This window comes from Pseudoalteromonas piscicida (genome assembly GCF_002744175.1).
In the GTDB taxonomy this organism is placed as follows: Bacteria; Pseudomonadota; Gammaproteobacteria; order Enterobacterales; family Alteromonadaceae; genus Pseudoalteromonas; species Pseudoalteromonas piscicida_B.
The window spans coordinates 1-17375 of the sequence record NZ_NKHF01000047.1 but is presented as its reverse complement, the minus strand read 5'-3'; the positions used below and the strand labels follow the sequence as shown (position 1 = coordinate 17375).

The 17375-nt window shown below is 43.2% G+C and carries 16 protein-coding genes and 1 pseudogene; 3 read left to right on the top strand and 14 right to left on the bottom strand.

The genetic code is table 11. From position 1 onward, the window contains the following. Positions 1-3 precede the first annotated feature (3 nt). The 12 genes from CEX98_RS22870 to CEX98_RS10945 form a co-directional block, all read right to left on the bottom strand. Positions 4-174, bottom strand: coding sequence for a hypothetical protein (locus CEX98_RS22870; protein WP_099642116.1), 171 nt, complete (start codon positions 172-174; stop codon positions 4-6). Positions 175-584: 410 nt separating this feature from the next. Continuing rightward, a complete protein-coding gene (locus CEX98_RS10995; protein WP_099642115.1) occupies positions 585-770 on the bottom strand; it encodes a hypothetical protein in 186 nt (61 codons plus the stop codon). A gap of 644 nt (positions 771-1414) precedes the next feature. Next, positions 1415-2803, bottom strand: a complete 1389-nt coding sequence (dbpA, locus tag CEX98_RS10990) for an ATP-dependent RNA helicase DbpA (RefSeq protein ID WP_099642114.1) — start codon at positions 2801-2803, stop codon at positions 1415-1417. A 298-nt stretch (positions 2804-3101) separates the two neighbouring features. Beyond that, positions 3102-3779: a DUF799 domain-containing protein gene (locus CEX98_RS10985; RefSeq protein ID WP_099642113.1), complete on the bottom strand. Its 678-nt coding sequence runs from the start codon at positions 3777-3779 to the stop codon at positions 3102-3104. A 1-nt stretch (position 3780) separates the two neighbouring features. Then, positions 3781-4122, bottom strand: a complete 342-nt coding sequence (locus CEX98_RS10980; protein ID WP_099642112.1) for a DUF4810 domain-containing protein — start codon at positions 4120-4122, stop codon at positions 3781-3783. A 12-nt stretch (positions 4123-4134) separates the two neighbouring features. Then, complete coding sequence (locus CEX98_RS10975; RefSeq protein WP_099642133.1) at positions 4135-4812, bottom strand: CsgG/HfaB family protein; 678 nt, start codon at positions 4810-4812, stop codon at positions 4135-4137. A gap of 204 nt (positions 4813-5016) precedes the next feature. After that, complete coding sequence (locus CEX98_RS10970) at positions 5017-6444, bottom strand: DEAD/DEAH box helicase (protein WP_099642111.1); 1428 nt, start codon at positions 6442-6444, stop codon at positions 5017-5019. Between the two features lie 379 nt (positions 6445-6823). Then, a complete protein-coding gene (locus CEX98_RS10965; protein ID WP_242441685.1) occupies positions 6824-7255 on the bottom strand; it encodes a DUF1501 domain-containing protein in 432 nt (143 codons plus the stop codon). Between the two features lie 136 nt (positions 7256-7391). After that, complete coding sequence (locus CEX98_RS10960; RefSeq protein ID WP_099642109.1) at positions 7392-8186, bottom strand: DUF1501 domain-containing protein; 795 nt, start codon at positions 8184-8186, stop codon at positions 7392-7394. 11 nt (positions 8187-8197) lie between these two features. After that, the gene (locus tag CEX98_RS10955) at positions 8198-9994 is read right to left on the bottom strand and encodes a DUF1800 domain-containing protein (protein WP_099642108.1); all 1797 of its coding nucleotides are present in this window, start codon (positions 9992-9994) and stop codon (positions 8198-8200) included. 122 nt (positions 9995-10116) lie between these two features. Continuing rightward, positions 10117-10542, bottom strand: coding sequence for a sensor histidine kinase (locus CEX98_RS10950; protein ID WP_099642107.1), 426 nt, complete (start codon positions 10540-10542; stop codon positions 10117-10119). A gap of 799 nt (positions 10543-11341) precedes the next feature. Continuing rightward, a complete protein-coding gene (locus tag CEX98_RS10945; RefSeq protein ID WP_172439755.1) occupies positions 11342-12340 on the bottom strand; it encodes a serine hydrolase domain-containing protein in 999 nt (332 codons plus the stop codon). 175 nt (positions 12341-12515) lie between these two features. Here CEX98_RS10945 and CEX98_RS10940 point away from each other — a divergent pair, with 175 nt between their 5' ends. Continuing rightward, positions 12516-13523, top strand: a complete 1008-nt coding sequence (locus tag CEX98_RS10940; RefSeq protein ID WP_099642105.1) for a catalase family peroxidase — start codon at positions 12516-12518, stop codon at positions 13521-13523. Continuing rightward, positions 13516-14043 carry a cytochrome b gene (locus tag CEX98_RS10935; protein WP_099642104.1) on the top strand — a complete coding sequence of 176 codons (528 nt, stop codon included), beginning with the start codon at positions 13516-13518 and terminating at the stop codon, positions 14041-14043. Before CEX98_RS10940 ends, CEX98_RS10935 begins: the two co-directional genes overlap by 8 nt. Positions 14044-14073: 30 nt before the next feature. Here the strand turns inward: CEX98_RS10935 and CEX98_RS10930 are convergent, their stop codons facing one another. Further along, positions 14074-15381, bottom strand: a complete 1308-nt coding sequence (locus CEX98_RS10930) for an ABC1 kinase family protein (RefSeq protein WP_242441684.1) — start codon at positions 15379-15381, stop codon at positions 14074-14076. 136 nt (positions 15382-15517) lie between these two features. Here CEX98_RS10930 and CEX98_RS10925 point away from each other — a divergent pair, with 136 nt between their 5' ends. Continuing rightward, complete coding sequence (locus CEX98_RS10925; protein ID WP_099642102.1) at positions 15518-16657, top strand: EAL domain-containing protein; 1140 nt, start codon at positions 15518-15520, stop codon at positions 16655-16657. A gap of 409 nt (positions 16658-17066) precedes the next feature. On the opposite strand, the pseudogene CEX98_RS10920 reads toward CEX98_RS10925, so the two are convergent. Then, positions 17067-17375 (bottom strand): annotated as a pseudogene (locus tag CEX98_RS10920) (transposase); the annotation flags it as partial.

Genomic DNA, 17375 nt, shown 5'->3' with positions numbered 1-17375 from the left:
CGATCACTGAGCGGATGTTAACCAACTCAGGAATTGACGTGCTTCGCCGCCATTGGCGAATTGTGTGATCTTACGGCCCGTGCCGTCAGCAAAGATCACTTTAGATTTGTTCACCGAAATTGAGCGAATTGGTTGCTCAACACGGATCTCTGTTCCGTTATATGTATATGACATAATAAAACTCACTTTTATAATGCACAGCAAATTAGCTGATGCTTTTGATAGTAGATGAGCTTCATTACAGTTTAGCGAACAGAAGGCACTGTCCTCGCAACGACCCGATATGGGTATGACAGCGGATACCAATTTTATTGATTGGCTTGATTTCGCCTGACTATATTAAGCTCTACTTATATTTTTTTATGCGGACTTACTGGATCAAGGCAAGGAGGCATTACTTGAGGCTTGCTTTATTTTGAGAGGAAGTTAAAGCAAGGCGAGCATCATATAGAGTTATTTAGGAATTGGCAAACTTTATTTCGTTGCCTTTTTCATCAACACAGCATAAAGCCGACTAACAACAAATTTATTGATTATTAGTCGGCTTATTATTTATTACCAAATAATAAAACTATAAGTGCTAGTTAGAAGGTAACTGGTACTCCACCGCTAGTGACTTCTCCACTAGGCTGCTGATCTATCTGGCATCTTTTCGACGCTGGACCACATGCGTTATTACCGCCAGCTACATTCGGTGTCAATGCTTTTGCTAGCTGTTGCTCTGACTGAGACAAGTTTTTGAATTTTTTCTTAGTGAATACAAGTTTCATTTACTTTTTCCTTGTTGATTGTTTATGGTTATTTTTTTGTACCGTTAAAGTTAACAAATGAACTCAGCTAAGTAAACAGAGTTTTCTTTGGTTTTTTGATATTAAAGACAACTACAGCCCGTATTGAAGTGTTATTCACTCTTAGTAGTTAACCTGAGCTTCGGATAATTAATGCCTTTCTAGCAGCCAGTTTTAGCACAAATTAAAAAATTAAAAGGACAGCCACCGTTAAAGCTGCAGTTGAGCTTCATCATATTGCTGTAGTACTTGCCTGTGTTGAGAGACAAAGCTAAAGACAAGTAGAGGCGTTCGTCAAAAATATTGATGACATCCTTTAACGAAAAATTAAAAGGACAGCCACTGTTAAAGCTGCAGTTGAGCTGCATTATATTGCTGTAGTACTTGCCTGTGTTGAGAGACAAAGCTAAAGACAAGTAGAGGCGTTCGTCAAAAATGTTGATGAGCATCCTTTAAAATCAGATATTGATGGTGTATTGGAATATGGCTTTGATGTGATATGTGAGGAGTTGATGACCCCAGAGTTTGAACTACTCACCATTCGGGAGTATCAGGGCTAACTATAGCCCATGCAACCTAGATTGGCGCGTTTATGACGCGCCAACTTGCTCTACCTGAGTTTCGCTTTATTTTGTGACTTTGCGAGCCCTAAAGTTGCGACCTTTCATCTTACCTTCTGAAATCGTTTTAAGCGCTATATTGGCAATATTGCGCTCAACCGCAACATACGATGACATAGCAGTGACTTTTATCTTACCGATTTGCTCACCTTTTAACGCTTGATTTGAGGTCAGTGCACCTAAGATATCGCCAGGTCTTAGTTTGGCTTTTTTACCACCGTCGATTTGGATCGTAACCATTGGAGCACGATTGATTTTATTCTGTAGTACTTGATCGCTAGGTAAGATGCTAGGTTCAATAGCGGTGCCTAAGTAATCTTCTAACGCATTTACTTTATGTGACTCTTTATAGCTCATCAGTGAGCAAGCGATGCCTTTGTTACCTGCGCGCCCAGTTCTGCCAACACGGTGAACATGAACTTCGGGGTCGTGGGCAATATGGTAATTGATCACCATATCAACATGGTCTACATCTATTCCTCGGGCAGCAACATCAGTCGCTAATAAAATCGTTACACTCTTATTTGCAAAGCGAACCAGTGTGCGGTCTCGGTCTTTTTGCTCTAAATCACCATGAAGTGCTGCCGCATCAAAGCCCAGACTATAAAGGCTGTCGCATACATTTTGGCACTCAGCTTTGGTATTGCAAAAGATAACGGCAGAATTCGGTTGGAATTGCATTAACAACTTTTGTACTGCAGGTAATCTTGCGTCGTTATTTTCTATCTCGTAGAAGTACTGCTCGATTGAACTGTCGTCATGGGTTGCTTCTACCGTGACCTTAGCCGCATCTTTCATGATGTGTTGTGCAAGTTGCTCAATTTTAGGTGGGTAAGTTGCACTAAATAGCAGGTTTTGACGTGCTTGAGGGCAGTGATCAATAATGCATTGCAGCGACTCCTCAAAGCCCATTTCTAACATGCGATCAGCCTCATCCAAGACGAAGGTGTTTACCTCATCCAGTGATAGCCTACCTTTTCTAAGGTGCTCTTCAATGCGACCCGGTGTGCCAACAATAATGTGTGCGCCATGCTCTAAAGAGCCAATTTGAGGACCCATAGGTGCGCCGCCGCATAATGCCAATACTTTGATGTTATGGATTGCACGGGCTAGCTTACGAATTTCTACAGCCACTTGGTCTGCAAGCTCTCGAGTTGGGCATACCACTAATGCTTGCACACGAAAGCGTTTAACATTTAGGTTATGTAATAGCCCCAAAGAGAATGCCGCAGTTTTCCCTGAACCAGTTTTACCTTGGCCGATGACATCTTTACCTGCCAATATAAGCGGTAAAGTTTGTGCTTGAATGTCGGTCATTGAGTGGTAACCCAATGAAGATAAGTTATCGAGTAACGCGCTGGAAAGCGGGGTGCTGGAGAAAAGTGGCTGAGTCAAAGTTGCAGTCTCTTTAGTACTAAAACAGCAATTATAACATGGGTGGTGGAGAACGCTTAAGTTAATTAGCAGCCAAGGTGAGTAGTATGAATTTAGAAATAGTCGCCATCTAGCTTCTAAATTGTTAATGCCGCTAGGATTAACCGCGTTATTAAGCTGAGGTTTATTAGTTAAGCAGACGGAGTTGCAAACGCGATTACAGCAGCTTACACATTTTGGACAGTGCAGAAGTTGAAAGGGAGTTTGGGTTAAATATAAACAAAGCGCTACAAAACAAGAGTATGTAGCGCTAATAAGATTATTTGGTTTTTTCGCTTACCGCAGGTTGGCCGTATTTTGGAGATCTTGGGCCGTGAAGCAAACCATTGTGAATGTTAGAAGATAGCAAACGATTAGAGGTGATCGCTGCAATGTCGAACCCTCTGTCTGTAACGCTTTCTAGAACTTGGTTAATTGCAGCTTCTACTAGCATGCCCACTAATCCACCACCGCTGTTACCTCGGGTTTCAGCTGAAGATGCAGTCGCTTTGTCTTGCCAAAGCACCGTGCCGCTCTTTAGATCAACTAAGGTTGCAGCCGCAGTAACAACCGTTTCACTCGATACCACAACATAGCTGGTGCCATACTCTTCGATTGTGATGTAAAGCGCAGCATCAGCACCGAAGATTTCACGGAGCTTGGCTACTGGAACAGCATGTGTATCGCTTGCAACGGTGAGGCCATTATTTTTAAATGTCTGTTCAACCACTGCAGCAGGAAACACATAGTAGCCTGATTCAGCAATTGGGTGATATATTTGAGACATCAAACTATAAGGCGCGATCACCTCCGGAGTGTTATTAATCGGCGGTAGAACAATGATTGAGTGTGGATCAGCTGCTCTAAATGCAGAGTAATCATGTCCTTTTGGTGCACTTACGCAGCCTGTGATTAATGTTAGTGCTGACAGCAGTAAAGTGAATGTGATCTGACGCATGTTATACTCCCGCAGACTTTAGTAAAAACGTGATGTAGTGCTCTGATTCAGGAAATAGCGCCATTTCTGTTTCAAAGTGCTGTTTGCCAAGTTGAGTATTACCTGTTTCAAAATAAAGCATGCCTAAGTGTGCATGAACGCCAGGGGCAACAGCTTTGTTTTTTGCCTCAGCGGTTTGAATAACTTCTTGCAACACGCCGATTTGCTCTTCAAGGGTGACATCTTCCGCTTTGAAGTAGCTATATACGGCTTTACTGTATTCACCGTGATAGTAAAGCGGTTTTGTGGTTTTACAACCAGCTAACACGAATAAAACTGCTAGCGCTAATGTATATTTTTTCATTTCAAACAACCCTTAATTTGCCCAAGCGCCCGCTTCAAGACCGTTGACAAGTTTATTGACAACTTCTCGAATGGCTAAGTCTAGTACTTTGCCATTTAGGGTAGAGTCGTAGCTTGCTGTGCTGCCAAAGCCAATGACTTCGCGCTCAGATAAACTATATTCACCAGCGCCTTGTACTGAGTAAACCACTTCAGATGTTTTCACATCAACAACGTTCAATGTCACTTTCGCATAGGCGATTTGTGATTTACCTTTGCCCAATAAACCAAACAGTTGTTTGTCACCAATGGCTTTACGGCCAAACTCAGTCACATCACCCGTCACCACATACTTTGCACCTGTGATTGACTGTTTTGTGCCTGTATGTTTCGCCTCTTGCGCCAGCATTTCTAGGTTGGCTCTGTCTAGCACTCTAAAACGGTTAGTTTGCTGAAGGTGGCTCATTAATGTGGTTTTTGCTTGGTTACCCAGTTTGTCATCACCTGTAGAAAAGATGCCATTTTGAAAGCTTGAGCGGTTCACGAAGTTACCAACGACGAGTTTACTTTTTTCGCCGGTGTATTGCGTGTTGTAGCTTTGTACTTTTGGCGTTTCAACAACTTGTGATGATGTTGTGGCACAAGCACTTAAAAAAGCCGAAGTACCAAGCGCCAAAGCGAATGCTTTTACATGGTGATTTTTTTGATTAATCACAGGTAGTCCCTATTTTCGTTGTTATTGTCTTCTATCGCAGGAGAAGAATTGATTGTTTGAACACTTTTTTACATTTGTTCGTGGAGGGCTTTGTACCTGATCTTTGAGATTAATTCAATAAGAATTTATTAACTAGTTCATTTAATAGAACGAAAACAAAGAGCCCTATAATTTTAAGTAGGGCTTCTTTCCTTGCATATTTTATTTGCTGCTGGATGAGTTGCGCTGAGATGGCTTGTTTCTTTTCGGCGCGGAAGAGCCAGGTTTATTGGTTGACTGTGATGGTCGACGCCTACGATTGCCGTTGCTATTGCTGCTCGGTTTATGTTGCCCGCTCTTTTGGTTGTTGCGAGGCCCCGCTCCTTTGGTGTCTCGGCCCTTTTGCTGAGCAGGCTTTGATTGTTCGTTTTCAGCGTCTTGTGCCTTTGGCTTTTTCGGCTTCTTGGGTTTTTTTGGCTTTATCGGGCGTGTATCTAATTTTGATTCTGGAACCGCCAGTTGCGGCTCAAAGCCTGGTTCGATCTTGCGAGGTACCAGTTGCTGAATTAAACGCTCAATACCAAATAAGTCCGGTGCCGTTTCTTGTGTAACAAAAGAAATGGCTTCGCCGCTTGCGCCTGCACGGCCTGTTCTTCCAATACGGTGAACATAATCTTCATACACATTTGGCAGGTCGAAGTTAACCACATAGGGTAACTCTTGAATATCAAGTCCTCTGGCAACAATATCGGTGGCAACGAGTACTCGAACTTCGCCGTTTTTAAAACCCGCAAGGGCTTTCATTCTGGCGCTTTGACTCTTGTTACCATGAATTGCAGCCGCATTGATCTTTGCTTTTTCGAGGTCTTTAACTAAGCGGTTAGCCCCGTGTTTAGTACGAGTAAAAACCAGTACCTGTTGCCAGTTGTGAGTCTGCACCAAATGTTTTAGTAAACTTGTGCGTTTGCTTTTATCGACAGGGTAGACCCACTGAGTCACACTTTTGGCTGTGCTGTTAGCTGGTGCCACAGAAACCTCTACCGGGTCGTGAATGAGGCCTTTAGCTAAGGCCCTGATCTCTTCAGAGAAGGTAGCTGAGAACATTAGGTTCTGTCTACGAGCTGGTAACACCCTGATGATACGTTTTATGTCGTGAATGAAGCCCATGTCGAGCATGCGGTCAGCTTCATCTAATACCAATACTTCAAGGTCATCAAATTTGACTGCGTTCTGTTGATAAAGGTCAAGTAATCGACCTGGCGTGGCAACAAGCACATCGACACCCTTACGAAGCTTCATCATTTGCGGGTTTATCTTAACGCCGCCATAAACCACTTCTGCATTGATAGGCAGGTGCTTACTGTACAGTTCAACACTTTGCCATACTTGGTCGGCCAGCTCACGAGTAGGTGTTAAGATCAACGCTCTTACGCTATTCGCTTTAGGCTTTGCACCCGAGATAAGTTTTTGTAGCAAAGGTAGCGTAAAGCCTGCGGTTTTGCCTGTGCCAGTTTGCGCCGCAGCCATAACATCTTTGCCTGCTAAAATAGCGGGAATGGCTTGTTCTTGTATCGGGGTTGGCTTGTCGTAACCTTGCTCGACAACGGCTTGATTTATTTCTGGGGCTAGACCTAAATGGCTAAAGCTCATGATTTCGTACTCTGTAATAGGCGGCGGGCAAGAGTACAGTATTTACTCCAGTTACGCAATTTCATGACGTGTTTAATACCACTTTGATTTGATCATCACGCCATTTATAGAAATCAATATTACGCTAACGGTATAAAAAATTTATTATTTAACCTGAGGTTTGGGTAAGAAATGAGCTAACTAATTTTTTAAAGTCACATTAAATTATTTCCTTATCGAGCCAGAAGTTATTTCTTACACCAATTAGCTCAATTGAGCCAATTGATATCAATCTAAACTTGTCGCGTTAGGTAGTCATTTTTTAGTTTGAGTACAGCAAGTGCCATAATAGTCTGTCGATAGGAGCAGCACATCCTTGTCTGCTAAGTTGGATGTAGTGCTACGCTTTGAATAAGTCGAGCTTCCCAGTGAAATTATTCAAATTCGGAAAAATCTGCGCGAGTGCACCGTCAGTCACTCCCATCCAGCTACCTAAGCTGGCAGCCAATTGGTCAACAGCAGTAGTGGGAATGAGTCTTCCGCCTCCCGCATCAAATGCATGATTAAATACGGGAGGAGGGATATCACCAAAAATAGTACCGCCATTTACCGCGCCACCCATAATAAGATGGTGAGCGCCCCAGCCATGGTCGGTGCCATCGCCGTTTACGGCAAGCGTGCGACCGAAATCAGAGGCGGTAAATAAGGTAACTTGCTTATCTAAACCTAAGCTAGTTATCGCTGAGTTAAACGCCACCAGTGCACCATCAAGCGCTGATTGCAGTTTAGGTAAGTTCTGAGCTTGACCTGAATGAGTATCGAACCCACCCATCCCAACAATGTAGAGCTGCCTCTTAGTATTAAGCTGTTGTCGCGTTGCGATACTCTGACAAATACTTTTTAATTGCTGTGCTAATGGTGTTGCAGGGAACTTTGGTAGTGTAACTGAGGTATTCGCAATAGCATTATTATATATTATACAGTGAGTTTGCAGTCATCGCGCTGTGGGTCAGTGCGGCTAAATCTTGCTGTAGAATATTACCACTAGTACTGCTTCCTTTTCCTGCAAAGTAATCTGCTAGTGCTTGGTTGTTGTCGAGTTCTTCTAAGACTTCGATGACTCCAGCTTTGCCGTCACTCACATGGTATGGAAAAGTATTACTGCCAGTGAGCCAAAGATCTGCTTCTGCTGTGGTTATAGCATTAAAAGGCGTCTGTTGTGCCTTTCCAGCATTAATGAGTGCGTCATTAATTAGTCCGCCCCAACCAAACTGCGCGCCTTCTGTTTTGCCTGACATCCAAGTTGATTGCTGATCATTATGAGAAAACAGCCGCGGAGGCACGCTTGCTGTTGCTTGCTCTAATCGTGAGGCATTTACAGGCTCAAGTAGTGGCCCAACACTGCCAATCACAGATAGTTGACCTTGGCCGTAGAGTTTGGCAAGTCCCGCCATTTCAGGTGGTAAGCCAAATTTGCGTTGATTAAATCGCGAGGGGGTACTAAGTGCATGTAAGTTTTGCGGGGTTCTTGGTATGGGGTAAGTACTAAGTAGCGAAGACCTGTGTTTTGCCCACTGCTGATAGCTACTTTCATCGAGAGGAATAATCGTGTCGTGGCAGTCCATTCCTCCGTATAAAAATACGCAAACAAGGGCCTTGTAATCTTCACTTTGGTCTGCTGCGGCAACTGCTTGACTCAACGAAAATAATGACGTTGACATCAGAGTCGCACCACTTAGTTTTAAAAAATCGCGTCTTTTCATGTTGTCTGGTCCTATTTTTGAATCAAATAATCTGCTGAAGTCATCACAAGTAGAATCGCCCACTGCACTCGAGTTAGGCTATCTTGCTCCTCTTCCATCGGTAGTGTGTTGAGTATTTGGATAATTCTTTTCAAAGTGTGGTCAGTTAACTGACCTCCACTTAGGATCAGGTTTAAATGAGCCAACAGTGCTTCAGGATCATTTGCTAAGGTGAGCTCGTATTCATAGTCTACAAGAAAGCTATGTACAGCTTGGCTAGCATCAAGAGGTATGTTTTCGGCATCATAATCAGCTTGTAAATCTAACACATCAATATCTTGTTGATAGCCAAAAATGTAGTACGTCATAAAGTTAATATAGCCAGGGAGTGACGTGGCATTGGTGATTTGAAACTCAGGTGCAACCATTTGATTTTGTGACATAAGTGTACCTGGTGCACTATTGCCTGGACGGAAAAAGTTAAACACACTACTGGCGCGATAAGGGTGCTGATTTAGTGCGTTTGCCGAACGAGTGTCCCATAGCGGCTCTTGATACTCAGGTGTAATATTTTTTACTTCAAAAGCTCGTGCCCACTGAGTGAACCGTAATATCGGCTCTCTTAATTTACCACTACGCGCTGTTTTGTCGGTTCTTGCTTCTTTATCAAATATAATGGCTGCGACTGTCGCGGCTAAATCGCCACGTTTATTGGCGCCAACCTTCGTGCCATCGGGTAATAGGTAGCTGCCGGAGTCAAAACTACTGACCACTCGCGCAATGTAATTAGGTGAGGGGTTTGATGTTACTAAGCGCTGTATTAATTGCCTAACCACAAAAGGGCCGACATTAGGGTGTGAAAAGATGTGATCTAACGTGAGAGTTATTGACTGGTTGACTTGAGTGCCCGCTGGAATGGTATACCCTAAAAAAGATTTTGCCTTAGTAGAGTGGAGCTCGGGAGCGCCAATCATAGGTAGTGCATACTCGTCTTGAGCCATTTGCTCAGCAAGCTCCTCATCTAGTACGAGTCCGGTAAAAACACGTGCAAGACCAGTAATATCATTATTCGTATACAGCTCTATAGCTTGGCCATTATTATCTCGTTTTTCGCTGCCATCAGGGTTTAGTTCTACAAGACCTAGAGTAAAAAACTGTAAGATTTCTCGAGCATAATTTTCATCAGGCATTCTGCCCGTTAGCTCGTCTCCTTTTTGATTACCTAAATAAGTTAAATAAGTGCCCATAGCTGGAGAGTAAGTTACCGCTTCTATTAGGTCTCGGTAATTACCAAAGGCGTGTTCTATGAGTATATCCTGAAATCGAGCTACTGCCGCAGGGATGTCCGTCAGCTCGTCTCCACCGGCATTAGAAACCACTAAAATTTCAGACAGAGCAAAAGCAACTCGTTGGCGTAGTTGATCTTCACCGGTGATGGCATCTTGCCAAAACCCTATACTCGTGGACTCCACAAAGAGCGTATTAAAACCGCCTTCTTCGGGTGTGTACTTGGCAACTGAACTCATTTTTAAGCTGGGTTTGGCTTCCATTTGATCGACAAACCACTTAGAAGCAGGCGTGCCCACAAGCGCTTTTATCTGCTTTGGTTTAACGCCAAATGTAGCTTGTTGTAAAAACAAAGCGGTGCTTTGCGGTGTCGCGAACACTTTGTCTAGAGTTGTGGGTTGTGATGGCTCGGCAATCGTTGTGCTATCAGTAGCATTTTGATTTATTGTTTGGACACTTTCTGCTTCTTGAGAACCGCCACAACCCGTGGCTGTGAGGGTTAACATGCACCAGACTGAAAAGTATTTAATGATTGTTCTCATAACTAGCTCAAATAATGTAACGATAAGTGATGAGTGTCGGATGATTTTTGACTGTAGTGTGTTACAAGTTGGGGTGTGTAACCATACAAAATTGTAAATTAACCTGACGCTAGATATATCGGTTAACAGGTCGGGATTTCGATATTGAATACTGCACCGGTTTGATCTTCAAGTAGATAAATTTCTGCCTCGTGAATGTCACAGATTGCTTTTACGATACTAAGCCCCAATCCGTTTCCTGAAGAAGAGCGGCTAGTATCGGCACGATAAAAACGCTCAAAAATATGTGCTTTGTCTGATGTTGCGATACCAGGGCCATTATCACCGAGTTGCAGTAACACTCCAGAAGAGTGACTTTGGAGCCTTACCCACACAGATGCCCCAGGTTGGCTATACTCAAGCGCATTTTCTAACAGGTTACAAACCAATTGTGCGAGTAAGTCGGCATCTCCATAGCAAGTGATGTTGGGCAATATAGAGATGGATAAGGTTTTTTCTGCATCTTCAAAAACCGGGATGAAGCTGTCCGTTAGTTCTAGTAGTCGCAATAGTTAAACCTGTTATTGGTGGGAGTGTAAACTTACATAGTCACAACCGCAGATAGAAAGACTACCAAGCCTTGAATTTTCCCCTGTCGTTTTTCCAACTTGCTTATCGTCGGCAATGGTCCATCATGCTCGATGGCTTATTTGAAATAGTAATCAGGCGAGTGAAGGAGCTATTAACCAAGACATAGGTGGCACAAAAAATGAGTAAAAAGTGACATGTTCAAGCCTTGCTATAACCGAGTTGGTTAATGATTGTTGATTTCTTATTCATGGGATGTCGGTATAAGGTCCGATTGTACTTCTTCTAGGTATTTGTACTTCAACAATTAAGGAAAAACAATGAAATTGAGTTTAGAGAAAAAGAGATAAAACAACTAAGCACAGAACGCAGCCACGTAACGAAAATAGCTGGTGTCAGCGTGGTGGTTATACTGATTTTTATTTTTGTGGTACAACCCGCAGCCCTTAGGCCCACCCCGTGGGTGAATCAATAAATTGTTGACGCCATTATACTCGGGTCAAACCTTCGAGTTATAAAACCTGTGTTTGCATAGTTTCTAACAAAGTTCGGCTCCATACGCCATCACGATTACCGTTGGTTAAATAACCTGAGCTTCGGATAATTAATGCCTTTCTAGCAGCCAGTTTTAGCGCTAACTGCGTTGAATTTACTTCCAATAGCCAGCTATTGGTGCGTAAATTCGCCTGATTATCCCCAAAACTCTCTGGCTAGACAAGAAAATTAGTTAATGTGATATTAAAAACAATGGTTTAGGTCATTTCTTATCCAAACCTCAGGTTAAATAGATAAAAGGTAATAGTCTGAAAAGTCGGGCTTAAACACTATTCTAACCCTACTCAAAGCACCACCGTCATGGCCTACTGTTTTCCAGTCGCCTGTGTTGCCAAATTCCCAGCCGTTAGCAAAGTAGCTTGTCGAGTCGTTTTCTAGGGGATGAGGTTGCCACCAGTCACTGAGTACGCTTCGCGACACTAACTCTCCTTCCATCAGTGCACTCAAGAATCGGCTTAAATCTTGAACGTTAGAATAAGCGTCGCTATGGACGATAGCGTATCGAGGAAATTGGATATTATTTTGTAGATATCCGCTCTGACTGTTGGGAAGGTAAGCGGCAACGGTTTTCTGGTTATTGACTTCTTCCCGGCCAAATCGAGTATGGGTCAGATTTAATGGCTCAATAATCCGTTGGTGAACGAGTTGCTGATAGTCGGTTTTTGTTACTGTTTCTAATAAGGCGCCAACCACTAAATAGTTGGTTTGGGTATATCTTGTTTGTGTATTCGGTGGGAAAAGCAAAGGTTCTGATGCTAAAAGGGTAAATACTTGTTCAACAGATTGTGGAACGACAAGCTGTTCCTGTTTCATCTCAAAGTACTCGGGGACGCCTGAAGTATGACTTAAAAAAGCGGAAATAGGGATCTTATGCCAACTGTGCGGTAAATTAGTGAGGTAGTGCGATGCCGGTTTAGTGATATCAATTTTCCCTTCTTCGTGCAATTGCATAATTAAGGTATTAGTAAAGAGTTTAGTGATAGAGAATATGGGAAAAACACTCGATAGTTGAATGTTTGCTGCATTATCGACTGCATAGCTTCCTTTTGCATTGGCAAATAGCAAAGTTTGCTGATGCTTCACAAGCACAGCTTGAGCTGGGATTTCATGGCGTTTAAAATTGTCTATGAACTGTTGCTTTAGGCGGGTGTGTAGATCTGTTTCGGTATAGCTACAACCAGCTATAAGCAATAAATACGCGACTAATATTACCAGAGTTCGCACTATTCACTTCCGCATGTGTAAAGAATCACTTTTGATCTAAGCTATAGTGAATACCATTTAACGTCAATAGCTTAGTTCAACAGTCCTCCAGTGATTTTCCTTTAAATTGAAAGAAGTTTTGTCCTGTACGGGTCTATTACTGGCAACTGATAATATTTAGATTGAAGGAGTTGTCGTGAACAATGCGATAGCAGCCGTATTAGAAAAGGTGTTGTATATAAGCGTTGGCTATTCTTTGTTATTTACACCAATAACGCAGGCCAGCACAGAGCGAGTCACTGCCCAACAATTTGTTGATTTGCAACAAGGGCAATCCCATTTTCCGGGGTTTCGTAGGGCACATGCAAAAGGGCTTTGCGTGTCGGGAGAATTTGTTTCTAATGGGTCGATAGCACAATACTCCAGCGCCGAGGTTTTTAGTGCAGGCGCTCATCCGTTTATCGGTAGGTTTTCGATTGCCGGAAACAACCCACATGCCGATGAGTTGAGTGCGCCAGTCAGAAGTTTTGCGCTTAGCTTTGTAACAGGCTCAGAGCGTTGGAACATAGCAATGAATACGCCACCTGTGATGGCGGTCACCAATCCACATGATTTTTATCAGCAAATTGTTGCCATAAAGCAGGGCGGTGATGCAATAAAAGACTTTTTTGCCAAGCATCCTGAGAGTGCTGACTTTTTAGCGTGGAAAGCCAATTATGTACCTACTGAGAGTTTAGCGCTTGAAACTTACCATAGTATCAACGCCTTTTATTTGCATGATGCACAACAGCATAAGCAAGCAGTGCGTTGGCAAATGCAGCCATTAGGAAAGAGCAGTGAAAACCCGTTTTCAGACAGCGCGGCGCTGCAAAAAGAGCTGGCGGCTCGACTTGCAAAGGGCAGTGTTCGTTTTACTTGGCAGTTTACCCTTGCTGCGCCAGAGGATGAGGAAAATAACCCTGCTATTCAGTGGCCGAGTAGTCGCACTAAGATAAATGCTGGGGAAATTATTATTACGCAGTGGCAGCCACAATTAGAAGGGGATTGCCATGCTTTGAACTTTGACCCTTTGGTACTGCCAACAGGATTATCTGCGACGGCAGATCCCATCTTAAGAGCACGCTCGGCTGCCTATGCGGAATCTTATCGAAGACGGGCGAAAGAGCAGTTAATGGGAGCATTGGAGGTGCAGAAAAATGAATAAAAAAGTCACACACTTTAGCCTTTCCATGCGAATTCTGCATTGGTCAATGGCTGTTCTTTTATTTTCTATGGTGTTTGCAGGACTTGCGATGGTCAGTTCATTGGAGCCTTGGCAACTCGCTTTGCTTGGGTTACATAAATCATTTGGTGCGCTGGCGTTAACACTACTTTTATTGCGCTTTATGGTGCGAATACAGTCACCTATACCAAACTTGCCAGCAACAATGCCCGTAATCCAAGTGAGATTGGCAAGGCTCAGTCACTGGTTATTGTATTTGTTGATGCTAATAATACCTGCTAGTGGTTTGTTGATGCAGTATTTTGCCGCGCGACCAATTGTTGTATTTGACTTCTTCACCATTCCAGCTGCGAAGGTGCCACAGATTGAGTACTTTGCTGTGTTTCGTGAAGGGCACAGTTTGGCTGTATTGCTATTGCTTACAGTACTCACGGTTCATATTGGTGCAGCGCTTTACCACCATTTTGTAAGGAAAGACGGCGTGCTCAAAAGCATGTTGTAATGACCACAAGGCCTGCTTTGTTGCAGGCCGTTATTTTAAGTATTTTTGCAGCGCTGTTAAGTCGACTTTAGCTCGTAGCTTCGCAGCGATTAAATATAACCCTGCCAGCTTTCGGTGAATGAATAATGCATCTACAGGTGGTGTGTGCCACTCGTCAGAGCGGCTATTTAGTGCAAGCGCTTTTTCGCTGATCTCTTTACTCAATTGACTATCTGCGAAATCAAATGGGCCGTCACATCGAAGTGGAGTCGTTGCAAGTAAAAACAGCTCAATCACTGCGTCACAATAATCAGGTGCTATGTCGGTATCGAAATAGCCAATGTCGCACGCGGCTTGTTTAACAGCAGCAGAATTTTGATCTATTGCCGCCAGTAACAAGGTTTTGTAACCGCTGCTAATGGTGTCGCTGACTACACGTGTCGCACCAAAATCTAGTAACACAATATGGTGGGTGTCTTTGTTATATAGGTAGTTGGCAAAGTTGGGGTCGGTTTGTATTAATTTAAGCTCGAACATCTCGATAAAGAAAAGTTCAATCAATGCAGTCATGATGTCGTTGCGAACGGATTGTGGTAAGGCGAGTGACTCGGCAAGTGGTTCCCCACTCACGAATTCCATAGCTAGCAGATGCCTGCTACTTAAGCTTGGATATACCTTAGGAATTTTAAAACGCGTATCCTCTATAAGCCCATCGGAAAACTGCTTTAAGTAGTCTGCCTCTTGCTGGTAGTTGGTCTCTGCTAGTAGTTGGGATTTAGCTTCTGCTATTAAAGGTGCAATGTTGATCCTCTTTGGAAGTAGGCCCGACATCTTGATGAGGCTCGCCACGTTGTCTACATCACTTTGAATGCTTTTGGCCACCCCTGGATATTGTATTTTGATCGCAAGTGGCTGTCCGTCTTCCGCTGTGGCTCTGTGTACTTGGCCAATCGACGCCTGTGCAAAGCTTTTAAGCTCTATATGGCTAAACATATCTAGCCAATCTTGTCCTAGTTCTTGCTTTAGTACGCCAACAAGCTGCTTGTGTGGCATTGGCATTGCGTCTGCACGCAGGTGTGTGAGTAGCAATGCAAGTTCAGGAGGTAGCAGATCGCCTGCATCCATTGAAAGTAGTTGACCTAACTTCATGGCCGCGCCACGTAAATGACTCAGTTTTTCTGCAACTGCGTGAATGTTTTTGTTTTGAAGCAGTAAATCCGAGTGCTTGACGGGTTGCCCCTGAAGCGCCTGTTTTGCTCCTTCAACAAGCATATTTGAGGCCACCTTACCTGCCAGTCCACCTAGATGAGCAAGACGACTAAATCGTGAAGATGGTACTTTACGCGAACTGTTTTTCAATCTTAACCTCTTGGCGCCACTATTTTATTTGGTTCTTTAATGATACGACATCATCAGATATGAGGTTCACCTCTTTGTGAGCGGTTTTAAGATAACTTTCGTATAAGAGGCCAACTAAAAAAGTTTGGAGGGTGCTATGTGGTGCGCAGATTGTGAAGCAATAGAAACGTATTTTTTTGAAACAACTTACTTTTGGTTCTTTTTACCAACCAGTAATGCAGAGCAGAACTTGATGCAGATGTGTACTGATATGGCGCTATCTCCCGATTTGGTAGCAGACAAGTGTGTTACGGTTAAGGTGGGGAAAAGTGGACTAGCGACGTTTTTAAATAACATCGGTGGTTGCTTAGTGGGCCCTGAATTCGGTCAATCAAAAATTACTACCATGGCGCACCAAGGTCACCCTGATATCAGTGCGATTAGTAGAGTTGCCAGTATCGAAACGTTTGTACGCCGTTATCAAGCACGCTGGATTAAAACTGCGGTTGAAAACGAGACATATCAAAGTTGGTTTCAGCCTATTGTAAGAGCGTATTCGGAGCCGGAAAATCTAGATGTGTTTGCCAATGAAGCCCTATTTAGACTATTTGATGATGAAAACAACATGGTGCCGCCAAATTTGGTTTTTAACTTAGCAGAGCAAAGTGGTTTACTCTTTTCTTTAGATTTAATTGCACGGAAGTCAGCTGTTGAACATGCTGCAAAGGCGAACTTAAAGTCCAAGATCTTTATAAATTTCAACCCCTCTAGTATCTATGACCCGTCATATTGTTTACGCTCGACGGCCTCTGCTATTAGTGAGTTAGGGTTTCAACCACAGGACATCGTATTTGAAGTTACTGAGACACACCAAGCTCGGGACATGAACCATTTGAAAGGAATTTTAGCGTTTTATCGCAGCTGCGGCTTTGGTGTAGCATTGGATGACATTGGTTCTGGGTGGTCGAGCTTAAATATGCTAGCGCAGCTAAGGCCAGACTACATAAAAATAGATATGGAGTTAGTAAGACACGTAGATACAAATCAACACAAACGAAACATCGTTTCTCATTTAATTCAACTTGCCCACGAAAATGGTATTGAGGTAATTGCTGAAGGGGTGGAAAGTCATGCAGAAGCGCAAGTACTCCGAGATATTGGAGCAGACTATCTACAAGGCTACTATTTTGCAAAACCAGCGGCGCTGAGTACACGGTTATCCAACAACCTCGAAGAGGAGATAGCGGAACGGGTAAAACCCCTGTCGAACGCTGCTCAAAAGTACGATAGGTTGTGATAAAAAGGTAAGTGGCGAAGGAGTTCTTAACGGAACCAAGTTGTAGCACTTTACCCGTCCAAGTTGACAGGGTGAAGATTGCAAATTGTATGGCCGATTAAGGTGAAAGCGAATGCAATAGCGCTAGTACAGATAGCGCTAGTACAGACACCCACCATTTTGTTGCTGTAAGTGCTAGTAAAAGCGGTATTAGTAATATTAATAAAGAATATTAGTACAGACACCCATCATTATTTGGCTTGTAGTTATGCTGGAAGAAGTTTTTTACGGTGTTATTGCGCTCATTAGTGGTAATGTTTTGGCTTTTGTGAATTTTTTTACATTAAAGCTTGTGCATCGCGCATGACAAACAGGCTGCGAGTCGGTCAGATCGAAGGTGTAGTGTTAAAAATCCAATTTTTTTGTTTTACTAATCCAATAAACGTGCACAGTTTGTAAGGTTTGTACGTCGTCGTTTTTGAAGTGTTTCGCAGTAATCGGTTAGTGCCCCCTCTCGACCAACTGCGCCACGAAATACCCGAGAAAACTGCGTGGTGAGTTTAATCCAGTTTTCAGGCTCTATATTTAACCGAGTGAGAATAGGTTGTGCTTCTTTGATATAACCACGTTTATCGGCACGAATACACTGGCCTGTTAGTTCAACCAATTCAATATACGATTTAAGTTCAAAAGGTAGCCCTTTTGGCATATGATTTCGTGGGCCACCTGCAAAGCGCAA

What these genes read in the sequence shown, in the direction of transcription:
- CEX98_RS22870 (WP_099642116.1), bottom strand. Translation starts at nt 174, where the DNA reads ATGTCATATACATATAACGGAACAGAGATCCGTGTTGAGCAACCAATT.
- CEX98_RS10995 (WP_099642115.1), bottom strand. Translation starts at nt 770, where the DNA reads ATGAAACTTGTATTCACTAAGAAAAAATTCAAAAACTTGTCTCAGTCA.
- CEX98_RS10985 (WP_099642113.1), bottom strand. Translation starts at nt 3,779, where the DNA reads ATGCGTCAGATCACATTCACTTTACTGCTGTCAGCACTAACATTAATC.
- CEX98_RS10980 (WP_099642112.1), bottom strand. Translation starts at nt 4,122, where the DNA reads ATGAAAAAATATACATTAGCGCTAGCAGTTTTATTCGTGTTAGCTGGT.
- CEX98_RS10970 (WP_099642111.1), bottom strand. Translation starts at nt 6,444, where the DNA reads ATGAGCTTTAGCCATTTAGGTCTAGCCCCAGAAATAAATCAAGCCGTT.
- CEX98_RS10965 (WP_242441685.1), bottom strand. Translation starts at nt 7,255, where the DNA reads ATGGGTGGGTTCGATACTCATTCAGGTCAAGCTCAGAACTTACCTAAA.
- CEX98_RS10960 (WP_099642109.1), bottom strand. Translation starts at nt 8,186, where the DNA reads ATGAAAAGACGCGATTTTTTAAAACTAAGTGGTGCGACTCTGATGTCA.
- CEX98_RS10955 (WP_099642108.1), bottom strand. Translation starts at nt 9,994, where the DNA reads ATGAGAACAATCATTAAATACTTTTCAGTCTGGTGCATGTTAACCCTC.
- CEX98_RS10935 (WP_099642104.1), top strand. Translation starts at nt 13,516, where the DNA reads ATGAATAAAAAAGTCACACACTTTAGCCTTTCCATGCGAATTCTGCAT.
- CEX98_RS10925 (WP_099642102.1), top strand. Translation starts at nt 15,518, where the DNA reads ATGTGGTGCGCAGATTGTGAAGCAATAGAAACGTATTTTTTTGAAACA.